Here is a 24,166-nt window from a genome sequence, read left to right as displayed (position 1 = left end):
GATTACTGGCCCGATCCGGTGGAGCCGGCCGAGTCCGTGGCCGACCCCTTCGGGAAGGTCACCTCCACGCGGCGGTTCTTCTTACGGCCTTCTTCGCTGTTGTTGTCGGCGATCGGGTAGTCCTCGCTGTAGCCGCGCACCGCGAACGTGATGTCCTGGTCCTGTGAACCGAGGGCTGCCGCCAGTTCGTCGTGCACGGCCTCCGCGCGCTTCTTCGAGAGCGTCAGCCCGTGCGCGTACGAGCCGAGGTCGTCGGTGAAGCCGAAGACGCGGACGTTCGTGGCGTTCTGCGCCTTGATCTCGTCGGCGATGGCCTGGATCCGGGACTTCGCGTCCGGATTCAGCTTGGAACTGTCCTTCGGGAACAGCACCTCCGCCTGGAGCGCGAACTTCACGTCCTGGTTGGTGTCCTCACGCCGCTCGTCGCCCGACAGGTCCTCGACGACGGACTTGATGTCGAGCACCTTGGCCGGCGCGAGCGTGGCGCCGTCGGCGAGCTTCAGCCCCGGACTGTTGGCGTCGACCTCCGGGGGCGGCGAGGTGGTCGTACTCCCCGGCGGAGCGCCCGACGGCTCCGGATCATCGGCGTAGGCGCTGCCGCTGAGGCTTGCACCGAGGGTGATCAGGGCGACGGTGGTGAGGGCGGCGAGGCGATGGGTGGGGGGCATGGGGTTACTCGCCCTCGGAGATTTCTACGGGGGCGGGGGGCATCGTCGGCACCTGGAACTGAACCTTCGTGGTGCCTTCGGGAGGCGCGGGGAATTGGGCGAACCAGTCGATGGTGCCGCCTTGTGCCACACCTCCTTGGAATTTCGTGCAGAGGCAACGCCCTGAGGTGTCACGGAGGATGAGGTACTTCTTCTTACCCGCCTCATCGACAAGGCTCGCTCCGGCCAAGGAGCCGCCGTTCTTCTTGAGTTCCGTCTCGTCGCTGATCCATTCAGCACCGATCCAGCGTCCGTCGGTGCCGTTCGTCACTCTTCCGCTGACGGTGACGAAGCCGCCCCCGTCGCGTGATGCCTGGGTAACGGTGAGAGTAATGCCGTTGCTCTTCACCTCGGCCAGGGTCTTGTCTGTCGGCGTCGTCGGCGATTCGCTTTCCTGCTTCTCGCCACCGTCCTGCTTCGCAGGTGTCGACGATGAGGTCCCCTTACCGGAATTGCCGTCATCACCCCCGCCACAACCGGCCACAGAGAGGGCCAGCCCAGCCGTGATCGCTACCGCGGTCAGTACCTTTCGGCCCTTCATTGTGTTTCCCTCTCGTCGTTCGCTCATCAGTCGGCCAAGTGCACGGAGAACAGGACGGATGCGTCAGGCAGGTCCTCCGGAGTGAAGTCGCCCGGGTCGATCTCGAAGTCCTCACCGCCATCGCAGTGGAAGACCACGTCCTTCTTCGGGTCTGAGTCGGGATCGGCCTCACAACGCGGCTGGATGACCGCTGTGGCCTCCGCGTTGGCGTGCTTGGACTCGGTTCCTGGAATGATGGATTCGCCCACTGTGTACTGGGTCCGAATCTCCACCTTGTAGCCCGGATACCCGTTGACGGTCGTGGGTCGGACAGTGCCCAGCACCGTGGAATCGTTGTCCGCCGCCAGCTGCTCGGCAGCCACCTGGGCGCCGTCTCCGGTGAATCCCTCGCCGGCCAACCAGTCGAGCCAGTCGTCTCCGTCCCCTATGCCCAGCCCGAGACCGTCGATCAACTCCTCCCGGCTGTCCTGCGCCGCGGCCAAAGCAGCCGCATCAGCGGCCGACTGGGCTCCGTTGCGAGCGGATGCAGCCTGAGCGAAGGCGAAGAAGGCGAACGCAGCGAAGAGCAGAATCCCTGTCAGCCATATATAGATCGGGAGTGTCTGCCCTGAATCGCTCAGCAGTCGGCGATGGATCAACCCCCGCCGATAACGTCGTCGACCGCGTTGCCGATGGCCTGGGAGATCCGACCGTTCAAGCCGAGCTGATCGATCAAGGTATAGATCCCCGCAATCAGAATCATCAGGCCCGCGTACTCCACGAACCCCGCCCCCGCGTCCCGCTCTCTCCCCCGGATACGGGACTGCACCGTCACGGTCCACTTCACCCACACCCCGAGTACGCGTTCCTTCAGCACGGTTTCCCCTTCGTTCCCGCACGACTTCGCCGCCCCGAACCTCCCGGGCACCATACGCAACGTACGGGAACTGCAACCCTCTGTGCCGTGTTTCGCACATTAACGGTGCGCGCTTGACCGGAAGTTGGTCGCTTCCTGTCATGCCCTTCACCGCCCGTCGTACGCCACCACGACCCCACCCAGGTCGCGGGCGGCGCGGCCCCCGTCGCCCACCCAGCACATCTTCAGGGTGCCGGCGATCGTCGCCGCCTTGATACCCAGGTCCGGATCGCCGGTGGCGCCCCGCGTGGGACTCGCGGTCGGCCCCGGAGTCGGTGATGCGGCGGACGCGAGGCTCATCGCCGGGTCTCCGCCCCCGGCGTCCACCCTGCGCTGTAACTGTTTGAGCTGAACCCAGCCCTCTTCGACTGACATGTGGCCCCCGTCAGTGAGTCGCCACAGTTGCCGAATTCGCAACTGCCAACTAATCGCTCACACCACTGTACCCACGCGACGTCTCGTGCCGCAGTCCCTCAACGCCCCAGAATCGACCCGAAGTCGGACCCGGAGCCGAGGAACATGCCCGTCGCGATGAGGATCATCGTGGCCGGGAGCATGAAGACGAGGGTGACCATCGTGGCCTTCGGGATCGTCTTCGCGGCCCGGCGGCGGGAGTTCTGGGCGTCGGTGCGCCGCATGTCCGTGGCGATCTGGATGAGGGTCTCGGCGATGGGTGAGCCGAGTTCCTCGCCCTGTTGGAGCGCGGAGACGAACTGGGCGACCTGTTCCGACGCGTTGCGGCGGCGCAGTTCGTCGAACGCCTGGCGCCGGCTGACGCCCATGTCCATTTGCCGGAGCGTAATGCGCAACTCGTCGGCCCACGGCCCCTCGTACTTCTCCGCGACCCGGTCGAGCGCCTGCCGGAAGCCGAGGCCCGCGCTGACGACGACGGCGAGGACGTCGAGGAAGTCGGGGAGCGTGCGGTCGATGACCTCTTTGCGCTCGCGTGTGGCCTGCCAGATGAGGCCGTCCGCGGCGAGGAGGCCGAACGCGAGGGTGAGGGCGGCGAACAGGGTCTGGCCGTTGGTGAGGAAGACCAGGCCGAGGACGACGCCGAAGATCCCGTAGACAGCGCGTCGGGCGGCGTAGCGGTCGATGGTGAGGCCACCCGGGTTCCCCGCCATGTCGATCTTGCGGCGCTTCGAGGCGACGCGGCGGGGGCCCATGGCCCGCAGCACGAGGGGGGCGAAGCGCATGCCCAGGCGGTCGACCGCGGACCCGGTTGCGGACACGCGCGTCGCGCCGACCTCCAGGGCGATGGCCAGGTCGCCGGGGAGCTTCGCCTCGGCGCGGTACATGCGGATGCCCAGGAAGATCCCGAGGACCGCGAGGCCCATCGCGAGGGCGAGCAGCAGCCCGATCAGACCCGTACTCATGACCTACCTGCCTCGCTCGGCGTGGGCCGGATGGCGGACGCCCATGTCAGACCTCGATCTTCCCGAGCCGGCGGATCACGAAGAACCCGATCCCGTACAGCCCGAGCGAGACGAGGATCAGTGCCTGGCCGACCGGCGATCCCGTCACCCTGGCCAGCGCGCCCTCGTTCGACGAGTTGATCAGGAGCAGCGAGCCGAGGCCGAGGAGCGGCACGGTGAACGCGGTCGCGTTGACCTCGGAGAGCATCGTGCGGATCTCGCGCCGGGTCTCCTTGCGGTCCTCCAGGGTCTGGGTGAGGTTCCGCAGGGACGACACGACCGAGCCGCCCGCCTTGTTGGCGAGGACGAGGGTCGTGACCAGGACGACGAGTTCGCGCGACGGCAGGCGTTCGGCGAGCTCGCCGAGGGTGTCGTCGATGGTGCGGCCGAGCGCGAGCTGGTCGGCGACCATGGACAGCTCCTCGCCCGCGGGCGCCTCCAGTTCCTCCGCGGCCATCGCGAGCGACGTGCGCAGGGCGAGCCCGGCGGCGGTGGCGTTGGCCAGGAGGCGTGCCACGTCCGGGAGTTGGTTGATGAACGCCTCGATGCGCTTCTGCCGCTGCCAGTTGAGGAAGATCACCGCGCTCCACACGCCGACGAGCCCGGCGATCGGCCCGAAGAAGGGCGCGAGAGCGGCGGACGCGATCAGCCAGAGGGCGACGACCACGGCGAGTACGTACGTGAAGAACTCCCCCGCGGTCAGGTCGAGCCCCGTCGCGGACAGGCGCAGATGGATGGCGCGGCCGAGCCGGGTGCGGCGCAGCCTGCGGTCGACGGTGGCGAAGCGCCGTACGCGACCGGAGCCGCCGCCGTGCGGGCCCGTGCCCGACAGGCCGTCGAGCCGGTCGACGAGGGCCTGGCGTTGGGCACGCCCTGACGCGTACGCGTGAAGGCCGGCGACGGCGAGTACGCAGGTCAGGATGGTGGCGCCGAGGGCGATGAGAGTGCGGTCGCTCATGATCCGCCACCCTCGCCGACGGGTCGCTCGGTCCTCATCCGATGGCCTCCCTCGTGTTGCGTCCGTCGATGCCGTCCAGCACGCCGAATGCCGGCGGGATCGGCTCGTTCGCGACGTACAGCCGCTCGGCCACGCGGCGCGGCAGCGGCAGATGTTCGAAGGTGCCGCGCACGCGGTGGTCGTGGCCGAGGGGGTGGGGCAGGAAGCGGGAGACCGTGGAGATCCTGAACTGTTCCCGGCCGTGCGAGACGAGCAGGGCGATCTCGGTGACCTTGCGCGAGCCGTCGGCGTGCCGGGTGAGCTGGACCAGGACGTCGACGGCCGAGTTGATCTGGTCCTTGAGCGCCTCGAACGGGATCTGCACCTCGGACATGGACCCGAGGGTCTGCAGGCGCATGAGCCCGTCCTCGGCGGTGTTCGCGTGGACGGTGGCGAGCGAGCCGTCGTGGCCGGTCGACATGGCCTGGAGCATGTCGAGGGTCTCGCCGCCGCGGACCTCGCCGACGATGATGCGGTCGGGTCGCATGCGCAGGGAGTTGCGGACGAGGTCGCGGATGGTGATCTGGCCCTTGCCCTCGACGTTCGGGGGCCGTGATTCGAGGCGGATCACATGGTCCTGCTGGAGCTGGAGTTCGGCGGAGTCCTCGATGGTGATGATGCGCTCGTGGGGCGGGATGAGGCCGGAGAGCGCGTTGAGGAGCGTGGTCTTCCCGGAGCCCGTACCGCCGCTGACGATGACGTTGAAGCGGGCGCGGACGAACGCGGACAGCAGCATCAGCATCTGCTCGTCGAGCGAGCCGAGCCCGATCAGCTCGGGCAGCGTGTAGGCGCGCGGGAAGCGGCGGATCGTGAGGGTGGGGCCGGTCAGGGACAGCGGCGGAATGATCACATTGACGCGTTCACCCGTGGGCAGGCGGGCGTCGACCATGGGGGTCGACTCGTCTACGCGCCGGTTCACCGTGGAGACGATGCGCTCGATGGTCTGCATGAGCTGTTCCTGCGAGGCGAAGCGCAGGGGGAGCTGCTCCACGCGCCCGGCACGCTCCACGAAGATCGCGTCCGGGCCGTTGACCATGATCTCGGTGATGGACGCGTCGGCGAGGAGAGGCTCCAGTACGCCGAGTCCGAGCGCCTCGTCGACGACGCGGCGGACCAGCTGGCTGCGTTCGGACGAGGAGAGGACGGGGCCCTCGCGGCTGATGATGTGGCCGAGGACGCGTTCCAGGCGGACCCGCCGGTCGGCCGCCGCGAGCGACGACATCTCGGCGAGGTCGATCTCCTCCAGGAGCTTCGCGCGGTAGACGGCGACGAGGCCGTCGTCGCGGGAAGGGCCGGGCTCCTCGCGGACCGTCACCCGTGATCGCAGGCTCATGTTCCGGCTCAACCCCCTTCCGGGGCACGGTCGTTCGGCATCGTGGCGGTGCGCTGTATGTCCCACCGGTCGTCGAGGAACGGGACGAGGACCGGGACGTGCACGGTGACGGTGGCGGTGGTCGTGTCGCCGCCACCGCCCCCGGCGTCGATGTCCGCGTCGAGCCAGCCGCTCATCGCGGCCTGCCCGGCGCCGGTACCGTCGCCGCCCTGGGACTGCACGCGGGCGGCGGCCCGGGCGGCGGAACCGGCCTGGTTCGCGCTGTATCCGACGAGGCCGAGCTGGATGGCGGCCATGCCGATGAGGAGGAGGAACGGCAGAAAGCCGGCGAACTCGAGGATGGAGACGCCTCGGTCGTCGGTGCGCAGGCTGCGACGGGGGGCGATTTCCGTGCGCGGGCTGCGGGGGGCGTTTCCCGCGCGCGGGCGCCGGGAGCCGTCGATTCTCGTGCGTGGGTGCCGGGCGCCGTCGATTCCCGTCCGAGCGGGCAGCCGGAGGCGGGCCGATGCGTCGCCCGAGCGCCGGCGCCTCACGGCGTGGCCCCCTGGTCGTCCTCCCTCGCGGCGCCCGCCTCGCCCTGGACGGTCCACCCGGCGTCGATCCCGGGGAAGAACACCGGGACCCCGACGCGCACGGTCGCCTTCATCACCGACCCGTCGGGTACGCAGGTGATGGCGGCGCCCTGCCACGCGCCGGGCAGATTCTTCTCGCCGGCGGTCTGGCACGCGCCCGCCGTGTCGCCCGTCCCGGCCTCGGCGGAGGTCGCGGCCCTGGCCGCCTCGTCCGCCGCGTTCCCGGCGAGCGAGTACGTGTACCCGTACAGGACGCACTGCCACAACAAGCCCATCACCACAAGCAGCAGCGGGAACATGCCCGCGAACTCCAGGGTGACGGCTCCCTTGTCGCCGCGGCGGCGGGCGCGGCGGCCGGACTCGGGCGCGGCGGCATCGACCAGGCCGAGCTCGCCCGCGAGCCCCCACAGCGCCTGCTTCACGGTCGACCGGCTGTCGAGGTCCTGCATGCGGCCCGCGTCGACCGCGCCCTGGAGCTCCTTGTACCCGGCGGGCACGCTGGCGCGCGCGACCCGGGTGCCCGTCACGCGCTCCACAAGCGACGCGGTGATCTCGGAGCCGCGCGCGTGACGGTTGATGACGGTGACGGTCTCCTCGGCCTTACGGATCTGGAGGCGGTCCCACATACGGATCATGCGCTTCGCCGCGCGCACGGCGACGACGTCAGGGGTGACCAGCAGGACGGCCTGGTCGGCCAGTTCGACGGCCGCCGCGTTCGCTGACCCCATCTGCGTACCGCAGTCGATGACCACGAGGTCGTAGCGGCTGCGCAGGGCCTGGACGACCTGGCGGGCCACGCGGTCGGTGACCTCTTCGCCGCGTTCGCCGTCGGACGGCGCGAGCAGGAGGCCGAGGCCGGTCTCGTGCGTGAAGACGGCGTCTTGGAGAACGCGCGGGGTGATGTCGCGGATGGCGGCCAGGTCGGCGACGGAGCGGCGGAACTGGACGTCGAGGTACGAGGCGACGTCACCGGACTGGAGGTCGAGGTCGAGGAGTGCGACCGAGCGGCCCGAAGCCTGGGCGGCCAGGGCGAGTTGGACGGCGGTGACGGTGGTGCCGACGCCGCCCTTCGCGCCGGTGACGGTGATGACGCGCCCGCCGGACGTACCGGCCGTGATGGCCAGCTCACCGCCGCTGCCGAGGTGCCTGCGCATGCCGCTGGACCAGGACGCGGCGGCCTGCACGCGCTCGGCGAGCGCGTCGTATCCGAGGGGGAACCCGACGATGCCGCGCGCGCCCGAGTCCATTGCCGCGGTGAGCAGGGCGGGGCTGGTGTCGGCGGTGGCGAGGACGACGCCGACGGCCGGGAAGCGCAGGACGAGGTCCCGGATCAGTTCGAGGGCGGGCACGGGCCCGATCCGCTCGTGGACGAGGACGACCTCGGGCAGTTCGTCGAGCGACTCGCCGGCGAGCCGGGCGAGGGTGTCGAGGAGGGCGGTGGAGTCGGCGACGGGCGGCGCGGGCTCGGCGTCGGGCAGCTGCCCGAGCAGCGTGACCAGGGACCGGGCGGCGTCCAGGTCTCCCACCGCGGGAAGAATACGGATGCTCACAGGCGGCTCGCCTCCTCTCTGAGTCTATTTGTCGGCTTTGCTGGTCTGCTTGTCGCTGGGCTACTTGTCCTCGTCGAGGGTGTACGAGCGGTCGCCCGGCGGGACGGCCGCGTCGCTGCCCGCGGCGACGAGGGCGAGCCGGACGTGGGTCGCGAACGACTCCGCGTACGCGACGCGCTGCGCGTCGGCGGGGTCGAGGGCGAAGGTGATCGGCACGGCCTCGCCCTGCCGGCGCCGGCCGTTGTCGCCGCCCTGTTCGTCGATGGGCGTGAGCTTGCCGACGTCCATGACCTCCGCGTTCTCGACGATGACCTTGGACTGGTCCTTGGCCTTCTCGTTGGCGGCCTTGAAGGTGGCATAGATGTTGACCTTCGACCCGGGCGTGATCTTCCCGGCGACCCCGGTCTCCGCGTCGATCATGATGGCGATCTCCTGCTGCCCGTCCCCGAGCCGGGGCCGGGCGACGATCATGTCGGTCTGGAGCAGGGACCCCCTCTTCAGCGTCGTGACGGCGATCTTGCCGCGGATCTGGCTGAGGCTGGTGACGGCGGTCTTCGAGAGCCACCGCTCGGGCATCTCGACCTTCTCGAACCGGTCGGCGGTCAGCTCCTTGTAGGGCGCGACATCGTCCTTCAGCCGGTACGCCGCGACTTCCGGGCCCACCTTCGAGTTCACGTCGCGGATCACCGAGAGGACCCCGGCGAAGGCGCCGACGGCGCACAGGGCCGAGATGACCAGCAGGATGACGCCGCGACGCTGACGTGAGTTCATGGACCGGACTACCTCGTGGGGATCTCGTCGGGGATCGCTTGGGGGATCAGGATCGGGCGCCGGGTGGCAGGGCTGCGCGGGCCGGTCCGGCGACGGGGGCCAGGGCGGTGGCGGGTGGGAGGCCGGCGGCGGGCGCGAGACCACTGCCGCCTCCGCGACCGCCGGGCGGCTTCGCGGCCGGGGCGGGCGGATCGGCGAGCGGCGCGGCGCAGAAGCCGCAGCGGTCACCGATGAGTTCGAGGCCGCACCAGTGGCACGCCTCGCGCCGGACGGACGAGACGAGCTGGTAGAGCACGGAGATGTCGGGGATGGCGGCCGCGAACTCGGCGAGCTTTCCGGGATTTCCCGGCTTCCCGGTGGCCCACCAGCGCCCCGACTCGGCGGGCAGCCGGGTCTCGACGGCGCCCTGCACCTGCCAGGCGGGCGCGAGGGTGCCGGTGATCCAGTCGGTGGGCTGCTGCCCGGCGGCGTAGTACATACGGGTGCCGAAGGCGGGCCCGCTCAGCCGGGGAGGCTCGGGTCCGGTGAGCCGTACGAGTTCGGGCTGGGGGGTGGCGAGCACGGCGAACTGGGCGCCCGGTACCCACGACTTGGCGTGGGAGGTGAGGCTGACGGGGACGCGGTCGAGGCGGGCGACGGAGCCCAGTACGGCACCGGCGTAGATGTAGTGGGCGAGGAGCCGCGCGGCGGAGGCGAGCACGCCCGGGCTGAAGTCGCACATGGTCAACTGCCGCAGCTGGAGCACGAGTACGGCGAGGCCGAGCGGCGGCAGATCCGGCCGCAGGATGGCGATCCGGTCACTTTCCAGCACGGAACGCACAGCGTGCAGCCGGTGAACGACCAGGTCCGGCACGGAAGCAGGACACAGGACGATCACGTAGCCGTGGTGCTCGATCAGGGTGTGCATCTCTACGATCGCGCGATCGAGGTCGTACGGCTGTGCCCTGCCGCCCTTGTCCTCGGCCGAATGCAGCACGGCGGCGGACGGCGTATGCCGGTCGGACGCGGCGAGGACCAGGTCAGGGCTGGTCACGGCTATCGCGGTCGGCACGCTCGTACACCCCCCGGTCTCTGTGCACTCCTGTCTCAGCACCATATCCGCGCATTGCCCGCTCAACACCCAACTTCCCGGTGTTCACCGGGTGGTTGCCCAGGCGGTCGTTGCGGCCTGGCCAGGAACCGGTAATTCCAGAGGTCTTGACAACCCAAATGGTCTGGACCAGTTTGTACAACCAGCAACTGCCCCTCCCCCCACATCTGAACCGGAGGCAGCAATGGCACGTACGACGGCAGAACCCGCGCGGAAGCGTTCATTCCTAGCGGCGGTGCTGACCACTCTGGCCCTGGCCCTGACCGGCACGGCGACGGCCACCGCCAACCCCGCCAGGGCGGCCGCGGCACCCCCGGCCCACGCCGTCACCGGCTACTGGCAGAACTTCGACAACGGCGCGACGGTCCAGAAGCTCAGCGACGTACCGGGCGACTACGACATCATCGCGGTGGCGTTCGCCGACGCCACGACGACGCCGGGCGCGGTCGACTTCACGCTCGACTCGGCGGGCCTCGGCGGCTATACGGAGGACGCGTTCAAGGCCGACATCAAGGCGAAGCAGGCCGCCGGCAAGTCGGTCGTCATATCGATCGGCGGCCAGAACGGCACGGTATCCGTCAATGACGCGAATTCCGCGACGAACTTCGCGAACTCGGTCTCCTCACTGATGCAGGAATACGGCTTCAACGGCGTCGACATCGACCTCGAGAACGGCCTGAATTCGACGTACATGTCGCAGGCCCTGAAGTCCATTGCCGCGAAGGCGGGTTCGGACTTCGTCCTGACGATGGCCCCGCAGACGATAGACATGCAGTCGACGTCGGCCGAGTACTTCAAGACCGCACTGGCCGTGAAGGACATTCTGACGGTCGTCAACATGCAGTACTACAACAGCGGTTCCATGCTCGGCTGCGACGGCAAGGTCTACAGCCAGGGCTCGGTCGACTTCCTGACCGCGCTCGCCTGCATCCAGCTGGAGGGCGGCCTGGACCCGTCCCAGGTCGGCCTCGGCGTACCGGCCTCCACCAGCGCGGCGGGCAGCGGCTACGTGTCCCCGTCCGTGGTCAACGCGGCCCTGGACTGCCTGACCAAGGGCACGAACTGCGGCTCCTTCAAGCCGTCGAAGACGTACCCCGGCCTGCGCGGGGCGATGACGTGGTCGACGAACTGGGACGCGTCGACGGGCAACAGCTGGTCCTCGACGGTGGGCCCGCACGTACACGGCCTCTGAACCACCACCCCCACCCCCGCCCGAACCACCACCACCCCAACCCCGGCCCGAACGCCCGCAATCTCCCCTCCGATCCGCAGCGCCGCCGCTCCCCCGGCGGCGCTGCCGTGCGTCGGGGGTGCGCGCGCCGGACGGGTTACTCGGCGCGGGAGTGGACGATTGGGGCCACCCCTCCCCCGCCACCGATACAGTCCACTGGCCCAAAACCTCCAATCCCCCCTGGGAGACGTCACCGGGGCTGCGACCATCACCTGGGAAGACGGCGAGGCCGATCACCTGCTCTGATCCGGCTCCGTGACGCGCAACGTGGCGTCCGCGTCCGCGTGGCGGCCCGCCCGTACCGCCCCCGTCGCGCACACGAACGTCGCCGCCAGCAGCGTCCATTCCAGGGTCGCCGTCCAGCCCGGGACCAGGTCGTACGTCCTGCCGTCCGCGTAGACGCACGTCGTCTGCGCGGGGAAGGGCGTGCGCTGGACCGACTCCGCCCGTTCGTAGATGCCCGTGGTGAGCGCCGAGCAGGTCTGGAGCGGGTCACTCTTCGGCGAGCCCGTGGTGAGGAACGCGAGGGCGTAGACGGCGGCGAGTGCGGCGGCGCCGGTGATCGCCAGCTTGCTCAGGCGGGACGCCGCCTTCGCGCCGCGGATGCCGCTGAGTTCCAGGGCGAGTGCGCCCAGGCCGGACACGGTCAGGACCACGAGCGCCGCCCAGAAGAGCCAGACGAGGGCGCCGGCGCTGGAGAGGGTCGTGCCATCCTCGTACACGCAGCTCACGTTGGGCGGGAAGCTGCTTCCCTCCAGGCGGAAGTTGCCACCCGGGCCGATCATTCCCTGGGCGCACCGCTCGTCCTGCTCGGAGATCCCGGTGACGAGCCAGGACACCGCCCACACGACGAACGTGGCCCCTAGGGCAACCCCGAAGACTCCCCACAACCGGTCGGCGTCACGCTGCGATGCACGTATGTTCGGCATGACGCGGGAGCCTAGCCCGTGCCCGGGGGAGGACTCAGAAGAAGTCCGACCAGGGCTGGTCCCAGATCTGCTGGGCGCACAGGACTACGAAGAGCAGGCCCGCCACCGTCAGCATTCCGTTGCTCAGCCAGCTGTTGCGCCACTCCCGGGGCGTGCGGGAGGAGTTGAGGAGCCAGATCAGGGTCAGGGCCAGGAAGGGCATGAAGGCCGCGCCCAGTACTCCGTAGAGGATGATCAGGCGGAACGGCTGGCCCTGGAAGAGGAGGACGATCGGGGGGAAGGTGAGCCAGAGCAGGTAGGCGCGGAACGGCCAGCCCTTCTCACGTCGGCCCGTCGCCACGCCCTCGCCCGTCACCGACACCCGGTCCGCGCGGACGCGGATGCGGCGGTAGCGCTCCACGAAGTCCGCGAACATGAGGCTCACCCCGTGCCATACGCCGATCAGGGACGTGAACGACGTGGCGAAGAAACCGATCAGGAAGAGCTTGGCCGTGGCGGTGCCGTATTGGGTCTGCAGGATGGCTGTCAGGTCGATCAGGCCCTTGTCGCCCGACGCGATGGACGTGTGTGAGGCGTGGAGGAGTTCCGCCCCGACGAACAGCATCGCCACTACGAAGATGCCCGTCGTGATGTACGCGACCCGGTTGTCCAGGCGCATGACCTTCATCCAGCCCGCGTTCGTCCAGCCCTTCGCGTTGACCCAATAGCCGTACGCCGCAAGCGTGATGGTGCCGCCGACGCCGCCGATCAGGCCGAGCGTGTTGAGGACCGAGTCCTTCTCGTCGGGCAGGACCGGGAGCAGGCCCGCGAACGCGTCGCCGAGGTGCGGCGTGACCCGGATCGCCAGGTAGACCGTCACGACGAACATGACGCCCACCAGGGCTGTCATGACCTTCTCGAAGACGGCGTACTTGTTGAACCAGACGAAGGCCAGGCCGACCAGGCCGCAGATGATCGCCCACGGCTTGATCGACCAGTCGGCGGGGAACAGGCCGGGGAACAGCGCCTGGAGCGGGAGCGCGCTCGACGACATCGCCGCCGCGCCGTACACGAAGCCCCAGACGACGACGTAGACCACGAAGAAGTACGTCGTCCAGCGGCCGAGGCTCGCCCAGCCGTCGAACAGGGTGCGGCCCGTCGAGAGGTGCCAGCGGCCCGCCGCCTCCGCCAGGCTGATCTTGACCAGACAGCCGATCACGGCCGCCCACAGGAGCGTGTAGCCGAAGTTGCTGCCCGCGATCAGCGTGGCGACCAGGTCGCCGGCGCCGACGCCCGTCGCGGCGACGACGATGCCGGGGCCGATGTACTTCCAACTCGACTTGCGGGGTCTCGCGTTGAGGCCTGCGGTGCCGGTGCCCGTTCCTGTGGTGCCCGTGGTGTCCGCCATACCGTCAAGGAAGCGTAAAGCGCGGCAGGGGGCAAGAGGGCATGCGGGAACTTGTGCCGGTCAGTCCTCGAAGTACGCGTCCAGGACCTTGTCGAGCTCGTCCGCCCACTCCTGGGCGCGCGCCTTGTCCGGGGCCTCCACGTCGTTCGGGTACCAGCGGCTGTCCGGGGTGTGGACCGTGACGGTGAGACGGCGCCGGGACGTGCCCACCTCGACCGCGCCGATCTCGTCCCAGCGGAACTCGGCCTCCTGGTCGTCGAGTCGGAGGCGTACTCCGGTCGCGTCCGCCGTGATCGAGCCCCGGCGGTCGGAGGCGGTGAAGTCCGTGTCGGCCGTGTCGGCCGTGTCGGCGGAGGTGGGGTCGGCCGGGGCGTCGGCCGGGTCCGCGGCGGGCTCGGACTCGGACTCGCCCTCGGTCTCGGTCTCGGTCTCGGTCTCGGAGACAGACTCCGGCCCCGACTCCGGCTCCGGCTCGTCCGCCGGTTCCGACGGTTCCGCCTTGTCCAGCGGGAGACCGTTCTCCTCCAGGGCCTGGCGCGGGGGCATGAGGCCGGGGACGGAGGCCGGGTCGGCGCCTGCGGCGTCTACGGGCGTGACCTTCTGAGTGTCTATGCGCTGCTCCACGGAGCGAAGTATGGCGGACGAGCCTGTGGGGCGGGAGCCTCAGCCCTGCGGAAGATCCGTGCGCCGCGCGCCGGGGAGCCGGTCATGGTGTGCGCGGTTCTCCCCCTGTTGCTGCTGTGCGTGCAGGTCGTGGCGCTCTGCTGGGTGTACGCGCCTGATCCCTCGGGGGGTTACGGGTGTTCCGGGATCGCGGGCCTCACGCAGTGAGGCGTCGGGTCCGCGGAGTGTTGCTCCGTCGGTCCGACGCCTCAGCCGTCAGTGCACAGCCCGTGTGCTAGACGAACAGGCTGATCACCGCCGCCACCGCGAAGCCCGCCACCGACAGGACCGACTCCAGGACCGTCCAGGTCTTGAGCGTGTCGCGTTCCGAGATGCCGAAGTACTTCGCGACCATCCAGAAGCCGCCGTCGTTGACGTGCGAGGCGAAGATGGAGCCCGCCGAGATGGCCATGATGACGAGGGCCGTGAAGGGCTGGGAGTAGTGGCCCGCCTCGATCAGCGGCCAGACGATGCCGGCCGTCGTGACGATCGCGACCGTGGCCGAGCCCTGGGCGACGCGCAGGACCAGGGAGATCAGGTAGGCGAGGACGATGACGGGCAGGCCCACGTCGTTGAACGTGTCGGAGAGGGCCTGGGCGACGCCGCTGCCCTTGAGGACCGCGCCGAAGATACCGCCGGCACCGACCACCAGGAGGATGTTGCCGACCGGCTTGAGGGAGGCCGTGGACACCGTCTCCAGGGACTTGCGGGACCAGCCGCGGCGGATGCCGAGCAGGTAGTAGGCCAGGAGCAGGGCGATCGTCAGGGCGACGAAGGGGTGGCCGAAGAACTCGATGACCGAGCGGACCGTGGAGGGGTCGAAGGCGATCGAGGAGAACGTGGCCAGGAGGATCAGGACGAGCGGGGTGCCGATGATCGTGAAGACGGTGCCGAGGGGGACCGGCTTCTCGGTCGGCTTCACGCCGGCCTTGCGCTGCTCCTCGGCGAGCGCGGCCTTCGCCTCGTCGGCGGCCTCGACCATGTCCTGCGGGACGGGCACGAAGATGCGCTTGCCGATCCACGCGGACCAGACCCAGGCGGCGAGCACGGCGGGGATGCCGCAGATGATGCCCATGAGGATGACCCAGCCGAGCTGCACGTGGAGCAGTCCGGCGGCGGCGACGGGGCCGGGGTGCGGGGGCAGGAACGCGTGGGTCATCGACAGGCCGGCGAGCAGCGGCATGGCGTAGAGGACGATCGACTTGCCGCCGCGCTTGGCGGCCGCGTAGACGATCGGCGCGAGGACGAAGATGCCGACGTCGAAGAAGACCGGGATACCGAAGATGAGGCCGGTGAGGCCCATGGCGAGGGGGGCGCGCTTCTCGCCGAAGAGGTTCAGGAGGCGGGACGCCAGTACCTCGGCGCCGCCGGAGACTTCGAGCACCGCGCCGAGCATGGTGCCGAGTCCGATGATGATCGCCACATGGCCGAGGGTGCCGCCCATGCCGGACTCGATGAGGGAGACGGCGTCGGACTTCTGGACGGTGCCGAAGAGCTCGGTGACGGAGAGGCCGGCCGCGAGGCCGACGGCTATGGAGACCGTCAGGAGGGCCACGAAGGGCTGGAGTCTGACCTTGATGATCAGGAAGAGCAGAAGGACGATGCCGAGCGCTGCGCAGGTGAGCAGGCCCGCGGTGCCGCCGATGACCGTCAGGAGGCCGCCGGTGTGGGGTGGCGCTGGGGCGGGGGCGGTCGCGGCGAGTGGCAGGAGGGACATGAGGGGGGACCTCGTAATTCCATGCGGCTTTCGGGGCAGGGGGAATCGCGGCGCGGCGCCTCGGGGATCGGCGCCGCACCGTGATGACGTACGGGGGTTACGGGTGTTGCCGGGGCGTCAGCTCAGGACGGCGAGCGCGTCGATCTCGATGAGGAGACCCTTGGGGAGACCGACGTAGACGGTGGTGCGGGCGGAGGCGGGGGCCTTGAGGCCCTGCTCCTCGAAGTACGCGTTGTAGATCGCGTTCATCTCGGCGAAGTGGTCGACGTCGGTGAGGTAGACGCGCATCATCATGACGTCGTCCCAGGTGGCGCCGCCCTCTTCGAGGATCGCCTTGACGTTGGCGAAGGTCTGGAGGGTCTGCTCGCGCAGGGTCGGGCCCGCGGGGGTGGGGGCCTGGCCCTCGACGGCCGGCAGGAAGCCGACCTGGCCCGCGACCTGAAGGATGTTGCCCTTCTTGACGCCGTGCGAGAACTTCGCGGGCGGGGTCGTGTGGGTGGCGGGGGTGAGCGCGGTCTTCTCGGTCATCGTGAAGTGACTTCCTTCGTGGGGGCTTCGTTACTGGTGGCCTTGGTGGCGGCCTTGGTGGCGGCCTCTTTGGAGCCGGGTACGGCTCCGGAGTACTCCCGGCTGATCGCGTCGGCCGTGCGGCGGACCAGCGGGAGCAGGGTGAGGAGTTCCTCGGCCGTGACGACCACGTTCGGCGCGGAGACCGACATGGCGGCGACGACGCGGCCGTCCGCACCCCTGATGGGAGCTCCGACGCAGTTGATCGACTCCTCGTGGCCGCCGAGGTCGGTGGCCCAGCCCTGTTCGCGGACGACGGCGAGTTCCTTGAGGAAGGCGCCGGCGTTCGGGGTCGAACGGGCCGTGTACGTGGGGTAGTCGAGCTTCTCGGCGATGGCGCGGCGCTCGGCTTCGGAGAGGTCGGCGAGGAGGAGCTTGGCGACGGCGGCGACCGTGATGGCCACCGGCTTCCCGATGCGCGAGTACATGCGGACGGGGTAGCGGCTCTCCACCTTGTCGATGTAGAGGACCTCGTTCTCCTCGTACACGGCGAGGTGGACCGTGTGGCCGCACTTCTCGTTGAGCGCGGTCAGGTGGGGGTGGGCGATCTCGCGGACGTCGAGGTTCTCGACGGCTTCCTGGGCGAGGGCGAACAGGCGCGCGCCGAGGCGGTAGCGCTGGTCGGACTGGCGGTAGACCAGGCCGTGTTCGTGGAGGGTGCGCAGCAGGCGCAGGGCGGTGGACTTGTGGACGCCGAGGCGGTCGGCGACCTGGCCCAGGTCGGCGGGGCCCTCGGCGAGCAGCGGCAGGATGCTCAGCGCTCGGTCGACTGTCTGGCTCATGGCCTACGTACCTCCTCGTCGGCCCTCGCGTCGCCGGCGGTCCAGCCGGGGCCGAGGTGCAGTGTGCCCCAGGAGGCGTCGTCGAGGTCGGCGAGCCGGTCGGCGTGGGCGCGGCTCGGGGGTGCGGCGAGGTCGCCGGGGGTGGTGAGGGCGGCGGCGGCCATGAGGTGGCCGTGGCGCAGGCGGGCGGGTACGGGCAGGCCGCGCAGGGCGCCGGAGAGGTAGCCGGCGGCGAAGGCGTCGCCGGCGCCGACCGCGGCGACGACGTCCACGCGGGGGGCGGGCTCGGTGTGGCGTACGCCGTGTTCGTCGTAGGCGACCGCGCCGTGGGCGCCGCGCTTGACGACGAGCGTGGCGGGTTCGGGGAGGGCGGCGCGGATGGCGTCGGGGCCGCCGGTGATGCCCCAGGCGTCCTCGGCCTCGTCCTCGCCGACGAAGACGAGGTCGGCGCCGCGGGCCAGGTCGAGCAGGACGCGGGCGTCGTCGGGGCGGGGCCACAGGCCGGGGCGGTGGTTGACGTCGAAGGAGACCAGGGGCCGGCCGGCGGGGGTGCGGGCGGTGAGGTCGGCGGTGAGGTCGAGGCAGCCGGGCGAGAGCGCGGGCGTGATCCCGGACAGGTGCAGGACGCGGCCGGAGCGGATCGCGGCCAGGTCCATGTTCTGGCTGGTCATCGCGGAGGCGGCGGATCCGGCGCGGTAGTAGGCGACCTCGTGGGCGTCGGTGGCGCGGTCGCCCGCGGTGCGGAAGTAGATGCCGGTGGGGCGGACCGGGTCGCGGCGTACGGCGGAGGTGTCGACGCCGTACGCGCCGATGGTGTCGACCAGGTGGTCGCCGAAGCCGTCGGCGCCGACGCGGCTGATCCAGCGGACGGTGTGTCCGGCGGCGGCGAGCACGCACGCCACGTTGGACTCGGCTCCGCCGATGCCGCGGTCGAAGGACGGTACGTCGGCGAGGCGCCCGGGTACGGAGGGCACGAAGGTGACCATGGACTCGCCGAGCGTGACGACATCCACGGGTGCGTGGTGCGCGGGGGCGGCAGGTCCGGTGGCGGTCACGGTGGTTCGGGCTCCTCGTGGGATCTGGGCTCATGCAGGAGGGGTCAACGGCTCCGTTGACCCGGCGTTGGCTCGGATGTTAGACAGCAGTAAGCGACATACGCAATGACCGTTGCAATATTTGCAACGGCCTTCTTACGAGGAGGCTCCATGGCCGCCGACAGCGCCGTCAACGCCGTAGCCCGGCTCAGGGATCTGGATCTGGAGCGGGTCGACCACCGCTTCAAGGGGCTGCCCCCGGACGCGGAAGGCCTGACCGTCGGCGAGCTCGCGGCCGAGCGCCGCAACCTCTTCACCGGCGGCTTCACCACCCCGGTCCTCGCCCTCTCCGCCGAGCGCCTTGAGCACAACCTCGCGCTCATGGAGACCTACGCCACTCGCCACGGCCTGGCCTTCGCGCCGCACGGCAAGACGTCGATGGCGCCGCAGCTCTTCCACCGCCAGATCGAGCACGGCGCGTGGGGCATCACCCTCGCCGTCCCGCACCAGGTGCGGATCGCGCGCGCCTACGGCATCCAGCGGATCTTCCTCGCGAACGAGCTCGTCGACGCGGCGGCCCTGCGCTGGCTCGCGGGCGAACTCGACCGCGACCCCGGTTTCCGCTTCATCTGTTACGTCGACTCGGTGCGCGCCGTCGAGCTGATGGACGCCGCACTCGCCGAGGCCGGGGCGACGCGGCCGGTCGACGTGGTCGTGGAGCTGGGCGCGGGCGACGGCGCGCGCACGGGCGTGCGGACCGAGGCCGAGTGCTTCGACATCGCGAACGCCATCGCCGCGGCGGACACGCTGCGCCTGGTCGGGATCGCCGGTTACGAGGGCGAGGTGCCGGACGCGTCGCCCGAGACCGTGGGCGCCTGGCTGCGCCGCATGACCGCGCTGCTCGTCGATTTCGACAAGGCGAACCGCTTCGCGGACCTGGACGAGATCGTGGTCAGCGCGGGCGGCAGCGCCTGGTTCGACGCGGTGGCCGAGGTCTTCGCCGAACTGCCCGGACTCTCCGCTCCTGTACTGAAGTTGCTGCGCTCGGGTGCGTACGTGTCGCACGACGACGGCCACTACAAGCACCTCACGCCCTTCAACCGGGTCCCCGAGGAGGGCGCCCTGCACCCGGCGTTCCGGCTGTGGGCGCAGGTCGTCTCGCGCCCGACGGCGGAGCAGGCGTTCACGAACGCGGGCAAGCGCGACGCGGCGTACGACCTCGACCTGCCCGAGGCGCAGGTCGTGCGGGACGCCCGTACGGGCGAGGTGCGCGAGGCCACCGGTGTGACGGTGACGGGGCTTTCCGACCAGCACGGCTGGGTGCGTACGGACGGAGGCGAGGACCTGGCGGTGGGCGACTGGCTCGGCATGGGCCTGTCGCACCCGTGCACGTCCTTCGACAAGTGGCAGCTGATTCCTCTCGTCGAGGCGGACGGCACGGTTGTGGACTACGTCCGGACGTTCTTCTAGGCCCGTGATCTTCTGCGGCTCCGGTGGGGGTTGTCCGCGCCCCGCGGCGGAGCCGCTGAGGGCACAGCCCCGACGCACCCGCACCCGAACACCCGCACCAAGAGAGGCACCCTCCATGGACCTGGTCATCCGTGACGCGCGCGTCATCGACGGCACCGGCACCCCGGAATACCGCGCCGACGTGGCGATCACAGACGGCCGCATCGAGACCATCCACCAGCACCGGGCCGGAGGCCCCCGCCCCTCCGCCCGGAGAACGCTGGAAGCGCACGGCCTCGCCCTGTCCCCCGGCTTCATCGACATGCACGCCCACAGCGACCTGGCGCTGCTGCGCGACCCCGACCACAGCGCGAAGGCCGCGCAGGGCGTCACGCTCGAAGTCCTCGGCCAGGACGGCCTCTCGTACGCGCCTGTGGACGACCGCACGCTCGCGGAGGTCCGCCGCGCGATCACCGGCTGGAACGGTGGTGCGCCCGGGGACACGTCCGTCGACTTCGACTGGCGCACGGTCGGCGAGTACCTGGACCGCCTCGACCGCGGCATCGCGGTCAACGCCGCGTACCTGATCCCCCAGGGCACCGTACGGATGTACGCGGTCGGCTGGGACGACCGGGACGCGACGCCCGAGGAGCTCGACCGCATGCGGCAGCTCGTCGCCGAGGGCATGGAACAGGGCGCCGTCGGCATGTCGTCCGGCCTCACGTACACGCCCGGCATGTACGCGAAGGACGCCGAACTCACCGAGCTGTGCCGGGTCGTGGCCTCGTACGACGGTTACTACTGCCCGCACCACCGCTCGTACGGCGCCGGGGCGCTCGACGCGTACCGGGAGATGGTGGAGCTCACCCGGGAGGCGGGCTGCCCCCTCCATCTCGCGCACGCCACCATGAACTTCGGCGTGAACAAGGGCAAGGCGCCCGAGCTGATCACCCTGCTCGACGCGGCGCTCGCGGAGGGCGCCGACATCTCGCTCGACACGTACCCGTACACGCCCGGCAGCACGACCCTCGTCGCGATGCTGCCGAGCTGGGCCAGTGAGGGCGGCCCCGACGAGATCATGAAGCGGCTGCAGGACGACGCGACCGCGGAGAAGATCCGGCACCACATGGAGGTCATCGGGGCGGACGGCTGCCACGGTGTGCCCATCGAGTGGGACGCCATCGAGATCTCCGGCGTGTCCGACCCGGGGCTCGCGTCCTGCGTCGGCAAGACCGTCCAGGAGTCGGCCGACCTGCGCGGCGAGGCGCCGTGGGTGACCGCGCGCCGTCTGCTCATCGACGACAAGCTGGGCTCGACGATCCTCCAGCACGTCGGCCACGAGGAGAACGTCCGGGCGATCATGCAGCACCCGGTGCACACGGGCGGCAGCGACGGCATCCTCCAGGGCCTCAAGCCGCACCCGCGCGCCTACGGCACGTTCCCGCACTACCTCGGCCGGTACGCGCGCGAGCTCGGCATCATGTCGCTGGAGGAGACGGTCGCCCACCTCACCTCCCGCCCGGCCGCCCGTCTGCGCCTGCCCGACCGGGGCCTGGTCCGCGAGGGCTACCGCGCCGACCTGGTCCTCTTCGACCCGGAGACGGTCGCGGCGGGCTCCACCTTCGAGGCCCCGCGCACCCTTCCCCTGGGCATCCCGCACGTCCTGATCGACGGGAAGTTCGTGATGGAGGACGGCCGCAGGACGGACGTGCTGGCGGGGCGGGCGGTACGCCGGACGCCGTGAGGCCCGGTGCGCCGCCCGCCCCCGACAACCCCTACGGCGTCGGCGTCTTCCAGATCCCCCTTCCGTGCGTCGCCACGTACATCTGGCGGCCGTCCGGGCTCGGCGACAGATAGACGGCCGGCGCGGTCGGCAGGCCGGTGCCGAGGCGCTGCCAGTGGCCGTCCGCGCGGGCGGTGGTGAACACGCCGAGGTCCGTGGCGACGGCGAGGGTGCCCGACGGCGTCATCAGGAGCGCGTTCGCGGGCGCGTCGGGGAAGGAGTCCGCGGCGGTGGGGTCGCCGCTGACGTCCTGCCAGGTCGCCCCGCCGTTCGTGGTGCGCCATACATGGCCGTAGCCGGCGCCGGGGCCTTCGTTCCAGTGCCGCGAGAAGCCGTTGACGACGGCGTAGACCGTCCCGCCCGAGGCGTCGGAGGGGTCGATCGCGACGTCGGAGATGTAGCGGTTGGGGAAGTCGGCCGGGAGGGTCACCTGGTGCCATGTGCCTCCGTAATTGGTGACGATGCCCCGGCCGAACGTGGCGCCCGGGTTGCAGGAGCCGCACCAGGCGCCCCACACGACCCGGTCACGGCTGGCGACGGCGGTCGTGGAGTGGCCCGCGCCGGTGTCGTAGAGCTGCGTCCAGTCGTCGCCGTCCTCGGTGTCCCAGGTCTTGGTGTCGCCCCAGATGTACTGGCCGCCCGCGACCCAGTAGCCGGAGTCCTTGTCGTCCGCGGAGAACGGCGCGATGAAGCGGGCGTTCGGGTCCTCGGGCGCGATGTCGGTGATGACGTCCTCGGCGCCGTCGTCGCTGGCCGTGTAGCCGCAGTTGCGGGTGATCTGGAGGGCGAGGTTCGTGTACTCGCCGACCGTCTCGCAGCCGTTGGCCGGGTTCACGAGCTGGTCACCGCCGTCACCGCCGAAGGGGGCCACCATCTGCCCGTCGGGGTTCAGCCGCTGCCCCTGGTACGTCGACCCCTTCGGCGCGAGCAGGGAGACGCCGTTGTCCTGGAGGCCGCCCCAGACCGCGTCGCCGGAGCCGTCCGTCATCCTGCCCGCGCCCACCGAGTAGTACTGCAGGGAGCGCAGGGTGCCGGACTCGTTGAGGTTGCGCCAGCCGGGCGTCTTCTGGGCCGTGGGCCGGGCGTAGGCGCCGCCGTCGTTGCCGACGTAGACCTGCGAAGTGGCGCCCTTCCACTGGGAGAAGGCGATCGCGTGCTGGTCGGAGTGCATGACGTCGCCGTCACAGGTGTTGCTGTCCTGGTCGTACGAGAAGCAGGAGAGGCCGAAGTTCCAGTAGCGGCCCACCGCATGCCAGTTGGCGCCGCCGTCCCGCGTCTCGAACATCTCCTCAAGACCGAGGTAGACGTGGTCCGGATCGGCCGGGTCGACGGCAACGGTCTGGTCGTACCAGGCCTGGGAGCCGGGCTGGTAGCCGGCGCCTATCTCGTTGACCTTCATCGCGGAGCCGCTCGCGGAGAGCTGCGCGGCGTTCGCGATCTGCTTGAACGGGCCGTCGGCGTTGCCGCTCCGGCTGACGTACACGCCCGCGAGGACGGAGTAGACACCCGAGCCCGAGGCCTTGTTGAGGAGCTTCGGGGACTCCATGGAGACGTAGAGCTTGCTGCCGTCGGCCGCGTACGCGAAGGACGCGTTGCCTATCTCGGCGGGGTTGACCGCGCCGGCCGGGTTGGCGCGGTGCCAGCTGGTGCCCGCGTCCTCGGAGTAGTAGAAGCCGTTGTATCCGGCGCCGCCGCGCCAGGCGACGTCGGCGAGAAGCTTCTTGCCGCCGCTGCCGGGCTGGACCGCGATGTCGTTGGCGATGTCGGCGAACTCGGGGGTCGTGCCGCAGGCGATGCCGCTGACGCCGGTGCCCGCGCAGGGCGCGAGGACCTTCGTCCAGGGCGTCGGCTGCGCTGCCGTGAGCGGGCGCCGGTACACGCCGTGCGAGGAGGCCGCGAAGGCGTATCCGGCCTCCTTGTCGAAGGTGACGGTGTGGATGGAGGTGCTGTCGAGCTCCGTCCCGCCGACCTTGTCGCTCTCGCTGAAGGTGCCGGTGGCCGGGTCGGCGAGCCGGTAGACGCCGCTGCCCAGGTAGTTGTCGGCGGCTGTGTTGGCCTCGCCGGTGGCCAGCCACAGGGAGCCGTCGGACCCGGTGGCGAGGGCGCCCACCGAGAGGGCGGGCAGGTGGTCGGCGATCGGCGTCCAGGTCGCCCCGTCGTCGGTGGAGCGGAACACGCCGCCGCCCGCGGCGCCCGCATACACGACACCCTTGTGTGTCGGGTCGGTGGCGAGCGCGGCGATGCGCCCTGCCGAATGACCCGCGCCGCCCCCGGAGTTGGAGGCGGACTGATCGCGGTAGTGGAGCGCGTCCTCGTTGTACGGGGAGGTGGTGACCTCGCTCCAGGTGCCGGTCTTCACCGGCATGTTCTTGATGTGTTTCCAGGCGTCGGTATAGGCGCCCGCCGCGACCTGGCCGCTGGGTGAGAGCCTCGGGTCGTTGAACGAGTCGATGGACTCCATCAGTTCGTGGGACTCGTCGCCCGCCACCGCGTGTCGGCCGTGCCCCCCGTCGTCCTCCCCGTACGCGGCGACGGATCCCGTCCCCGCGACAAGGAGCGCCGCCGCACCCAGGGCGAGGGCCGTTCTGGCCCGCCCGCCGGGTCTGCGTCCGTCGGAAAACCAGTGCATGGTCTCTCCGGTTTCTTCGGCACGGAGCGGCGGCCGCCCCACACGACCACGCTGGATCTCCTGCTGCCGAGCGCCGGGAGCGTACGCCCGCGTTCCGGATCAACTCCTGGGGTTTGCAAGGACT

Annotated in this window: 23 protein-coding genes; 3 read left to right on the top strand and 20 right to left on the bottom strand. The window is 70.4% G+C overall.

What is annotated here, in order from left to right; all coding sequences use genetic code 11:
* Nucleotides 1-2 precede the first annotated feature (2 nt).
* The 12 genes from ACWIGU_RS31930 to ACWIGU_RS31875 form a co-directional block, all read right to left on the bottom strand.
* Nucleotides 3-668, bottom strand: a complete 666-nt coding sequence (locus tag ACWIGU_RS31930) for an OmpA family protein (RefSeq protein WP_454405150.1) — start codon at nucleotides 666-668, stop codon at nucleotides 3-5.
* Nucleotides 669-672: 4 nt separating this feature from the next.
* Complete coding sequence (locus tag ACWIGU_RS31925) at nucleotides 673-1,275, bottom strand: hypothetical protein (protein ID WP_454405149.1); 603 nt, start codon at nucleotides 1,273-1,275, stop codon at nucleotides 673-675.
* A complete protein-coding gene (locus ACWIGU_RS31920; protein ID WP_454405148.1) occupies nucleotides 1,275-1,886 on the bottom strand; it encodes a pilus assembly protein TadG-related protein in 612 nt (203 codons plus the stop codon). Before ACWIGU_RS31920 ends, ACWIGU_RS31925 begins: the two co-directional genes overlap by 1 nt.
* Nucleotides 1,883-2,074: a hypothetical protein gene (locus ACWIGU_RS31915; RefSeq protein WP_382634715.1), complete on the bottom strand. Its 192-nt coding sequence runs from the start codon at nucleotides 2,072-2,074 to the stop codon at nucleotides 1,883-1,885. Before ACWIGU_RS31915 ends, ACWIGU_RS31920 begins: the two co-directional genes overlap by 4 nt.
* 177 nt (nucleotides 2,075-2,251) lie before the next feature.
* Complete coding sequence (locus tag ACWIGU_RS31910; protein ID WP_454405147.1) at nucleotides 2,252-2,518, bottom strand: hypothetical protein; 267 nt, start codon at nucleotides 2,516-2,518, stop codon at nucleotides 2,252-2,254.
* A gap of 98 nt (nucleotides 2,519-2,616) precedes the next feature.
* Nucleotides 2,617-3,519, bottom strand: coding sequence for a DUF5936 domain-containing protein (locus ACWIGU_RS31905; RefSeq protein ID WP_454405146.1), 903 nt, complete (start codon nucleotides 3,517-3,519; stop codon nucleotides 2,617-2,619).
* Between the two features lie 46 nt (nucleotides 3,520-3,565).
* A complete protein-coding gene (locus ACWIGU_RS31900) occupies nucleotides 3,566-4,516 on the bottom strand; it encodes a type II secretion system F family protein (protein WP_454405145.1) in 951 nt (316 codons plus the stop codon).
* A 34-nt stretch (nucleotides 4,517-4,550) separates the two neighbouring features.
* The gene (locus ACWIGU_RS31895; RefSeq protein WP_454405143.1) at nucleotides 4,551-5,888 is read right to left on the bottom strand and encodes a CpaF family protein; all 1,338 of its coding nucleotides are present in this window, start codon (nucleotides 5,886-5,888) and stop codon (nucleotides 4,551-4,553) included.
* An 8-nt stretch (nucleotides 5,889-5,896) separates the two neighbouring features.
* Nucleotides 5,897-6,421 (bottom strand): TadE/TadG family type IV pilus assembly protein, encoded by a 525-nt coding sequence (locus ACWIGU_RS31890; RefSeq protein WP_454405142.1) that lies wholly within the window; start codon nucleotides 6,419-6,421, stop codon nucleotides 5,897-5,899.
* Nucleotides 6,418-8,010 (bottom strand): AAA family ATPase, encoded by a 1,593-nt coding sequence (locus tag ACWIGU_RS31885; protein WP_454405141.1) that lies wholly within the window; start codon nucleotides 8,008-8,010, stop codon nucleotides 6,418-6,420. Before ACWIGU_RS31885 ends, ACWIGU_RS31890 begins: the two co-directional genes overlap by 4 nt.
* A 60-nt stretch (nucleotides 8,011-8,070) precedes the next feature.
* On the bottom strand, nucleotides 8,071-8,781 hold the full coding sequence (gene cpaB / locus ACWIGU_RS31880) for a Flp pilus assembly protein CpaB (RefSeq protein WP_454405140.1): 711 nt from the start codon (nucleotides 8,779-8,781) through the stop codon (nucleotides 8,071-8,073).
* A 46-nt stretch (nucleotides 8,782-8,827) separates the two neighbouring features.
* The gene (locus ACWIGU_RS31875) at nucleotides 8,828-9,877 is read right to left on the bottom strand and encodes a hypothetical protein (protein WP_454405139.1); all 1,050 of its coding nucleotides are present in this window, start codon (nucleotides 9,875-9,877) and stop codon (nucleotides 8,828-8,830) included.
* A gap of 178 nt (nucleotides 9,878-10,055) precedes the next feature.
* On the opposite strand from ACWIGU_RS31875, the gene ACWIGU_RS31870 reads away from it, so the two are divergent.
* Nucleotides 10,056-11,063, top strand: a complete 1,008-nt coding sequence (locus tag ACWIGU_RS31870) for a chitinase (protein ID WP_454405138.1) — start codon at nucleotides 10,056-10,058, stop codon at nucleotides 11,061-11,063.
* A 272-nt stretch (nucleotides 11,064-11,335) separates the two neighbouring features.
* Here the strand turns inward: ACWIGU_RS31870 and ACWIGU_RS31865 are convergent, their stop codons facing one another.
* The 7 genes from ACWIGU_RS31865 to ACWIGU_RS31835 all read right to left on the bottom strand — a co-directional run bounded on the left by ACWIGU_RS31865 (nucleotide 11,336) and on the right by ACWIGU_RS31835 (nucleotide 18,202).
* On the bottom strand, nucleotides 11,336-12,031 hold the full coding sequence (locus tag ACWIGU_RS31865) for a hypothetical protein (protein ID WP_454405137.1): 696 nt from the start codon (nucleotides 12,029-12,031) through the stop codon (nucleotides 11,336-11,338).
* Between the two features lie 34 nt (nucleotides 12,032-12,065).
* Complete coding sequence (locus ACWIGU_RS31860) at nucleotides 12,066-13,418, bottom strand: Nramp family divalent metal transporter (protein WP_454405136.1); 1,353 nt, start codon at nucleotides 13,416-13,418, stop codon at nucleotides 12,066-12,068.
* 60 nt (nucleotides 13,419-13,478) lie between these two features.
* Nucleotides 13,479-14,042: a hypothetical protein gene (locus ACWIGU_RS31855; protein WP_454405135.1), complete on the bottom strand. Its 564-nt coding sequence runs from the start codon at nucleotides 14,040-14,042 to the stop codon at nucleotides 13,479-13,481.
* A gap of 274 nt (nucleotides 14,043-14,316) precedes the next feature.
* Nucleotides 14,317-15,798: a GntP family permease gene (locus ACWIGU_RS31850; RefSeq protein WP_454405134.1), complete on the bottom strand. Its 1,482-nt coding sequence runs from the start codon at nucleotides 15,796-15,798 to the stop codon at nucleotides 14,317-14,319.
* A gap of 117 nt (nucleotides 15,799-15,915) precedes the next feature.
* Entirely contained in the window at nucleotides 15,916-16,326 is a 411-nt protein-coding gene (locus tag ACWIGU_RS31845) for a RidA family protein (RefSeq protein WP_100598214.1), read from the bottom strand.
* Complete coding sequence (locus ACWIGU_RS31840) at nucleotides 16,323-17,147, bottom strand: IclR family transcriptional regulator (RefSeq protein WP_454405133.1); 825 nt, start codon at nucleotides 17,145-17,147, stop codon at nucleotides 16,323-16,325. The genes ACWIGU_RS31845 and ACWIGU_RS31840 overlap by 4 nt, the downstream gene beginning before the upstream one ends.
* The gene (locus ACWIGU_RS31835) at nucleotides 17,144-18,202 is read right to left on the bottom strand and encodes a sugar kinase (RefSeq protein ID WP_454405132.1); all 1,059 of its coding nucleotides are present in this window, start codon (nucleotides 18,200-18,202) and stop codon (nucleotides 17,144-17,146) included. Before ACWIGU_RS31835 ends, ACWIGU_RS31840 begins: the two co-directional genes overlap by 4 nt.
* Before the next feature lie 150 nt (nucleotides 18,203-18,352).
* On the opposite strand from ACWIGU_RS31835, the gene ACWIGU_RS31830 reads away from it, so the two are divergent.
* Together ACWIGU_RS31830 and ACWIGU_RS31825 are read left to right on the top strand one after the other, a co-directional pair.
* On the top strand, nucleotides 18,353-19,651 hold the full coding sequence (locus ACWIGU_RS31830; protein ID WP_454405131.1) for an alanine racemase: 1,299 nt from the start codon (nucleotides 18,353-18,355) through the stop codon (nucleotides 19,649-19,651).
* Between the two features lie 115 nt (nucleotides 19,652-19,766).
* Entirely contained in the window at nucleotides 19,767-21,374 is a 1,608-nt protein-coding gene (locus tag ACWIGU_RS31825; RefSeq protein ID WP_454405130.1) for an N-acyl-D-amino-acid deacylase family protein, read from the top strand.
* A 31-nt stretch (nucleotides 21,375-21,405) separates the two neighbouring features.
* Here ACWIGU_RS31825 and ACWIGU_RS31820 read toward each other — a convergent pair whose 3' ends face one another.
* On the bottom strand, nucleotides 21,406-24,042 hold the full coding sequence (locus tag ACWIGU_RS31820) for a WD40/YVTN/BNR-like repeat-containing protein (protein ID WP_454405129.1): 2,637 nt from the start codon (nucleotides 24,040-24,042) through the stop codon (nucleotides 21,406-21,408).
* Nucleotides 24,043-24,166: the final 124 nt, after the last annotated feature.

This window comes from Streptomyces sp. NPDC055400 (assembly GCF_053644375.1).
This window is presented reverse-complemented; position numbering and strand designations above follow the sequence as displayed.

Coding starts and splice junctions, on each gene's coding strand:
- ACWIGU_RS31845 (WP_100598214.1), bottom strand. CDS start 16,326: ATGACCGAGAAGACCGCGCTCACCCCCGCCACCCACACGACCCCGCCC.
- ACWIGU_RS31850 (WP_454405134.1), bottom strand. CDS start 15,798: ATGTCCCTCCTGCCACTCGCCGCGACCGCCCCCGCCCCAGCGCCACCC.
- ACWIGU_RS31825 (WP_454405130.1), top strand. CDS start 19,767: ATGGACCTGGTCATCCGTGACGCGCGCGTCATCGACGGCACCGGCACC.
- ACWIGU_RS31910 (WP_454405147.1), bottom strand. CDS start 2,518: ATGTCAGTCGAAGAGGGCTGGGTTCAGCTCAAACAGTTACAGCGCAGG.
- ACWIGU_RS31820 (WP_454405129.1), bottom strand. CDS start 24,042: ATGCACTGGTTTTCCGACGGACGCAGACCCGGCGGGCGGGCCAGAACG.
- ACWIGU_RS31925 (WP_454405149.1), bottom strand. CDS start 1,275: ATGAGCGAACGACGAGAGGGAAACACAATGAAGGGCCGAAAGGTACTG.
- ACWIGU_RS31900 (WP_454405145.1), bottom strand. CDS start 4,516: ATGAGCGACCGCACTCTCATCGCCCTCGGCGCCACCATCCTGACCTGC.
- ACWIGU_RS31930 (WP_454405150.1), bottom strand. CDS start 668: ATGCCCCCCACCCATCGCCTCGCCGCCCTCACCACCGTCGCCCTGATC.
- ACWIGU_RS31860 (WP_454405136.1), bottom strand. CDS start 13,418: ATGGCGGACACCACGGGCACCACAGGAACGGGCACCGGCACCGCAGGC.
- ACWIGU_RS31895 (WP_454405143.1), bottom strand. CDS start 5,888: ATGAGCCTGCGATCACGGGTGACGGTCCGCGAGGAGCCCGGCCCTTCC.
- cpaB (WP_454405140.1), bottom strand. CDS start 8,781: ATGAACTCACGTCAGCGTCGCGGCGTCATCCTGCTGGTCATCTCGGCC.
- ACWIGU_RS31840 (WP_454405133.1), bottom strand. CDS start 17,147: ATGAGCCAGACAGTCGACCGAGCGCTGAGCATCCTGCCGCTGCTCGCC.
- ACWIGU_RS31865 (WP_454405137.1), bottom strand. CDS start 12,031: ATGCCGAACATACGTGCATCGCAGCGTGACGCCGACCGGTTGTGGGGA.
- ACWIGU_RS31875 (WP_454405139.1), bottom strand. CDS start 9,877: ATGGTGCTGAGACAGGAGTGCACAGAGACCGGGGGGTGTACGAGCGTG.
- ACWIGU_RS31830 (WP_454405131.1), top strand. CDS start 18,353: ATGGCCGCCGACAGCGCCGTCAACGCCGTAGCCCGGCTCAGGGATCTG.
- ACWIGU_RS31905 (WP_454405146.1), bottom strand. CDS start 3,519: ATGAGTACGGGTCTGATCGGGCTGCTGCTCGCCCTCGCGATGGGCCTC.
- ACWIGU_RS31870 (WP_454405138.1), top strand. CDS start 10,056: ATGGCACGTACGACGGCAGAACCCGCGCGGAAGCGTTCATTCCTAGCG.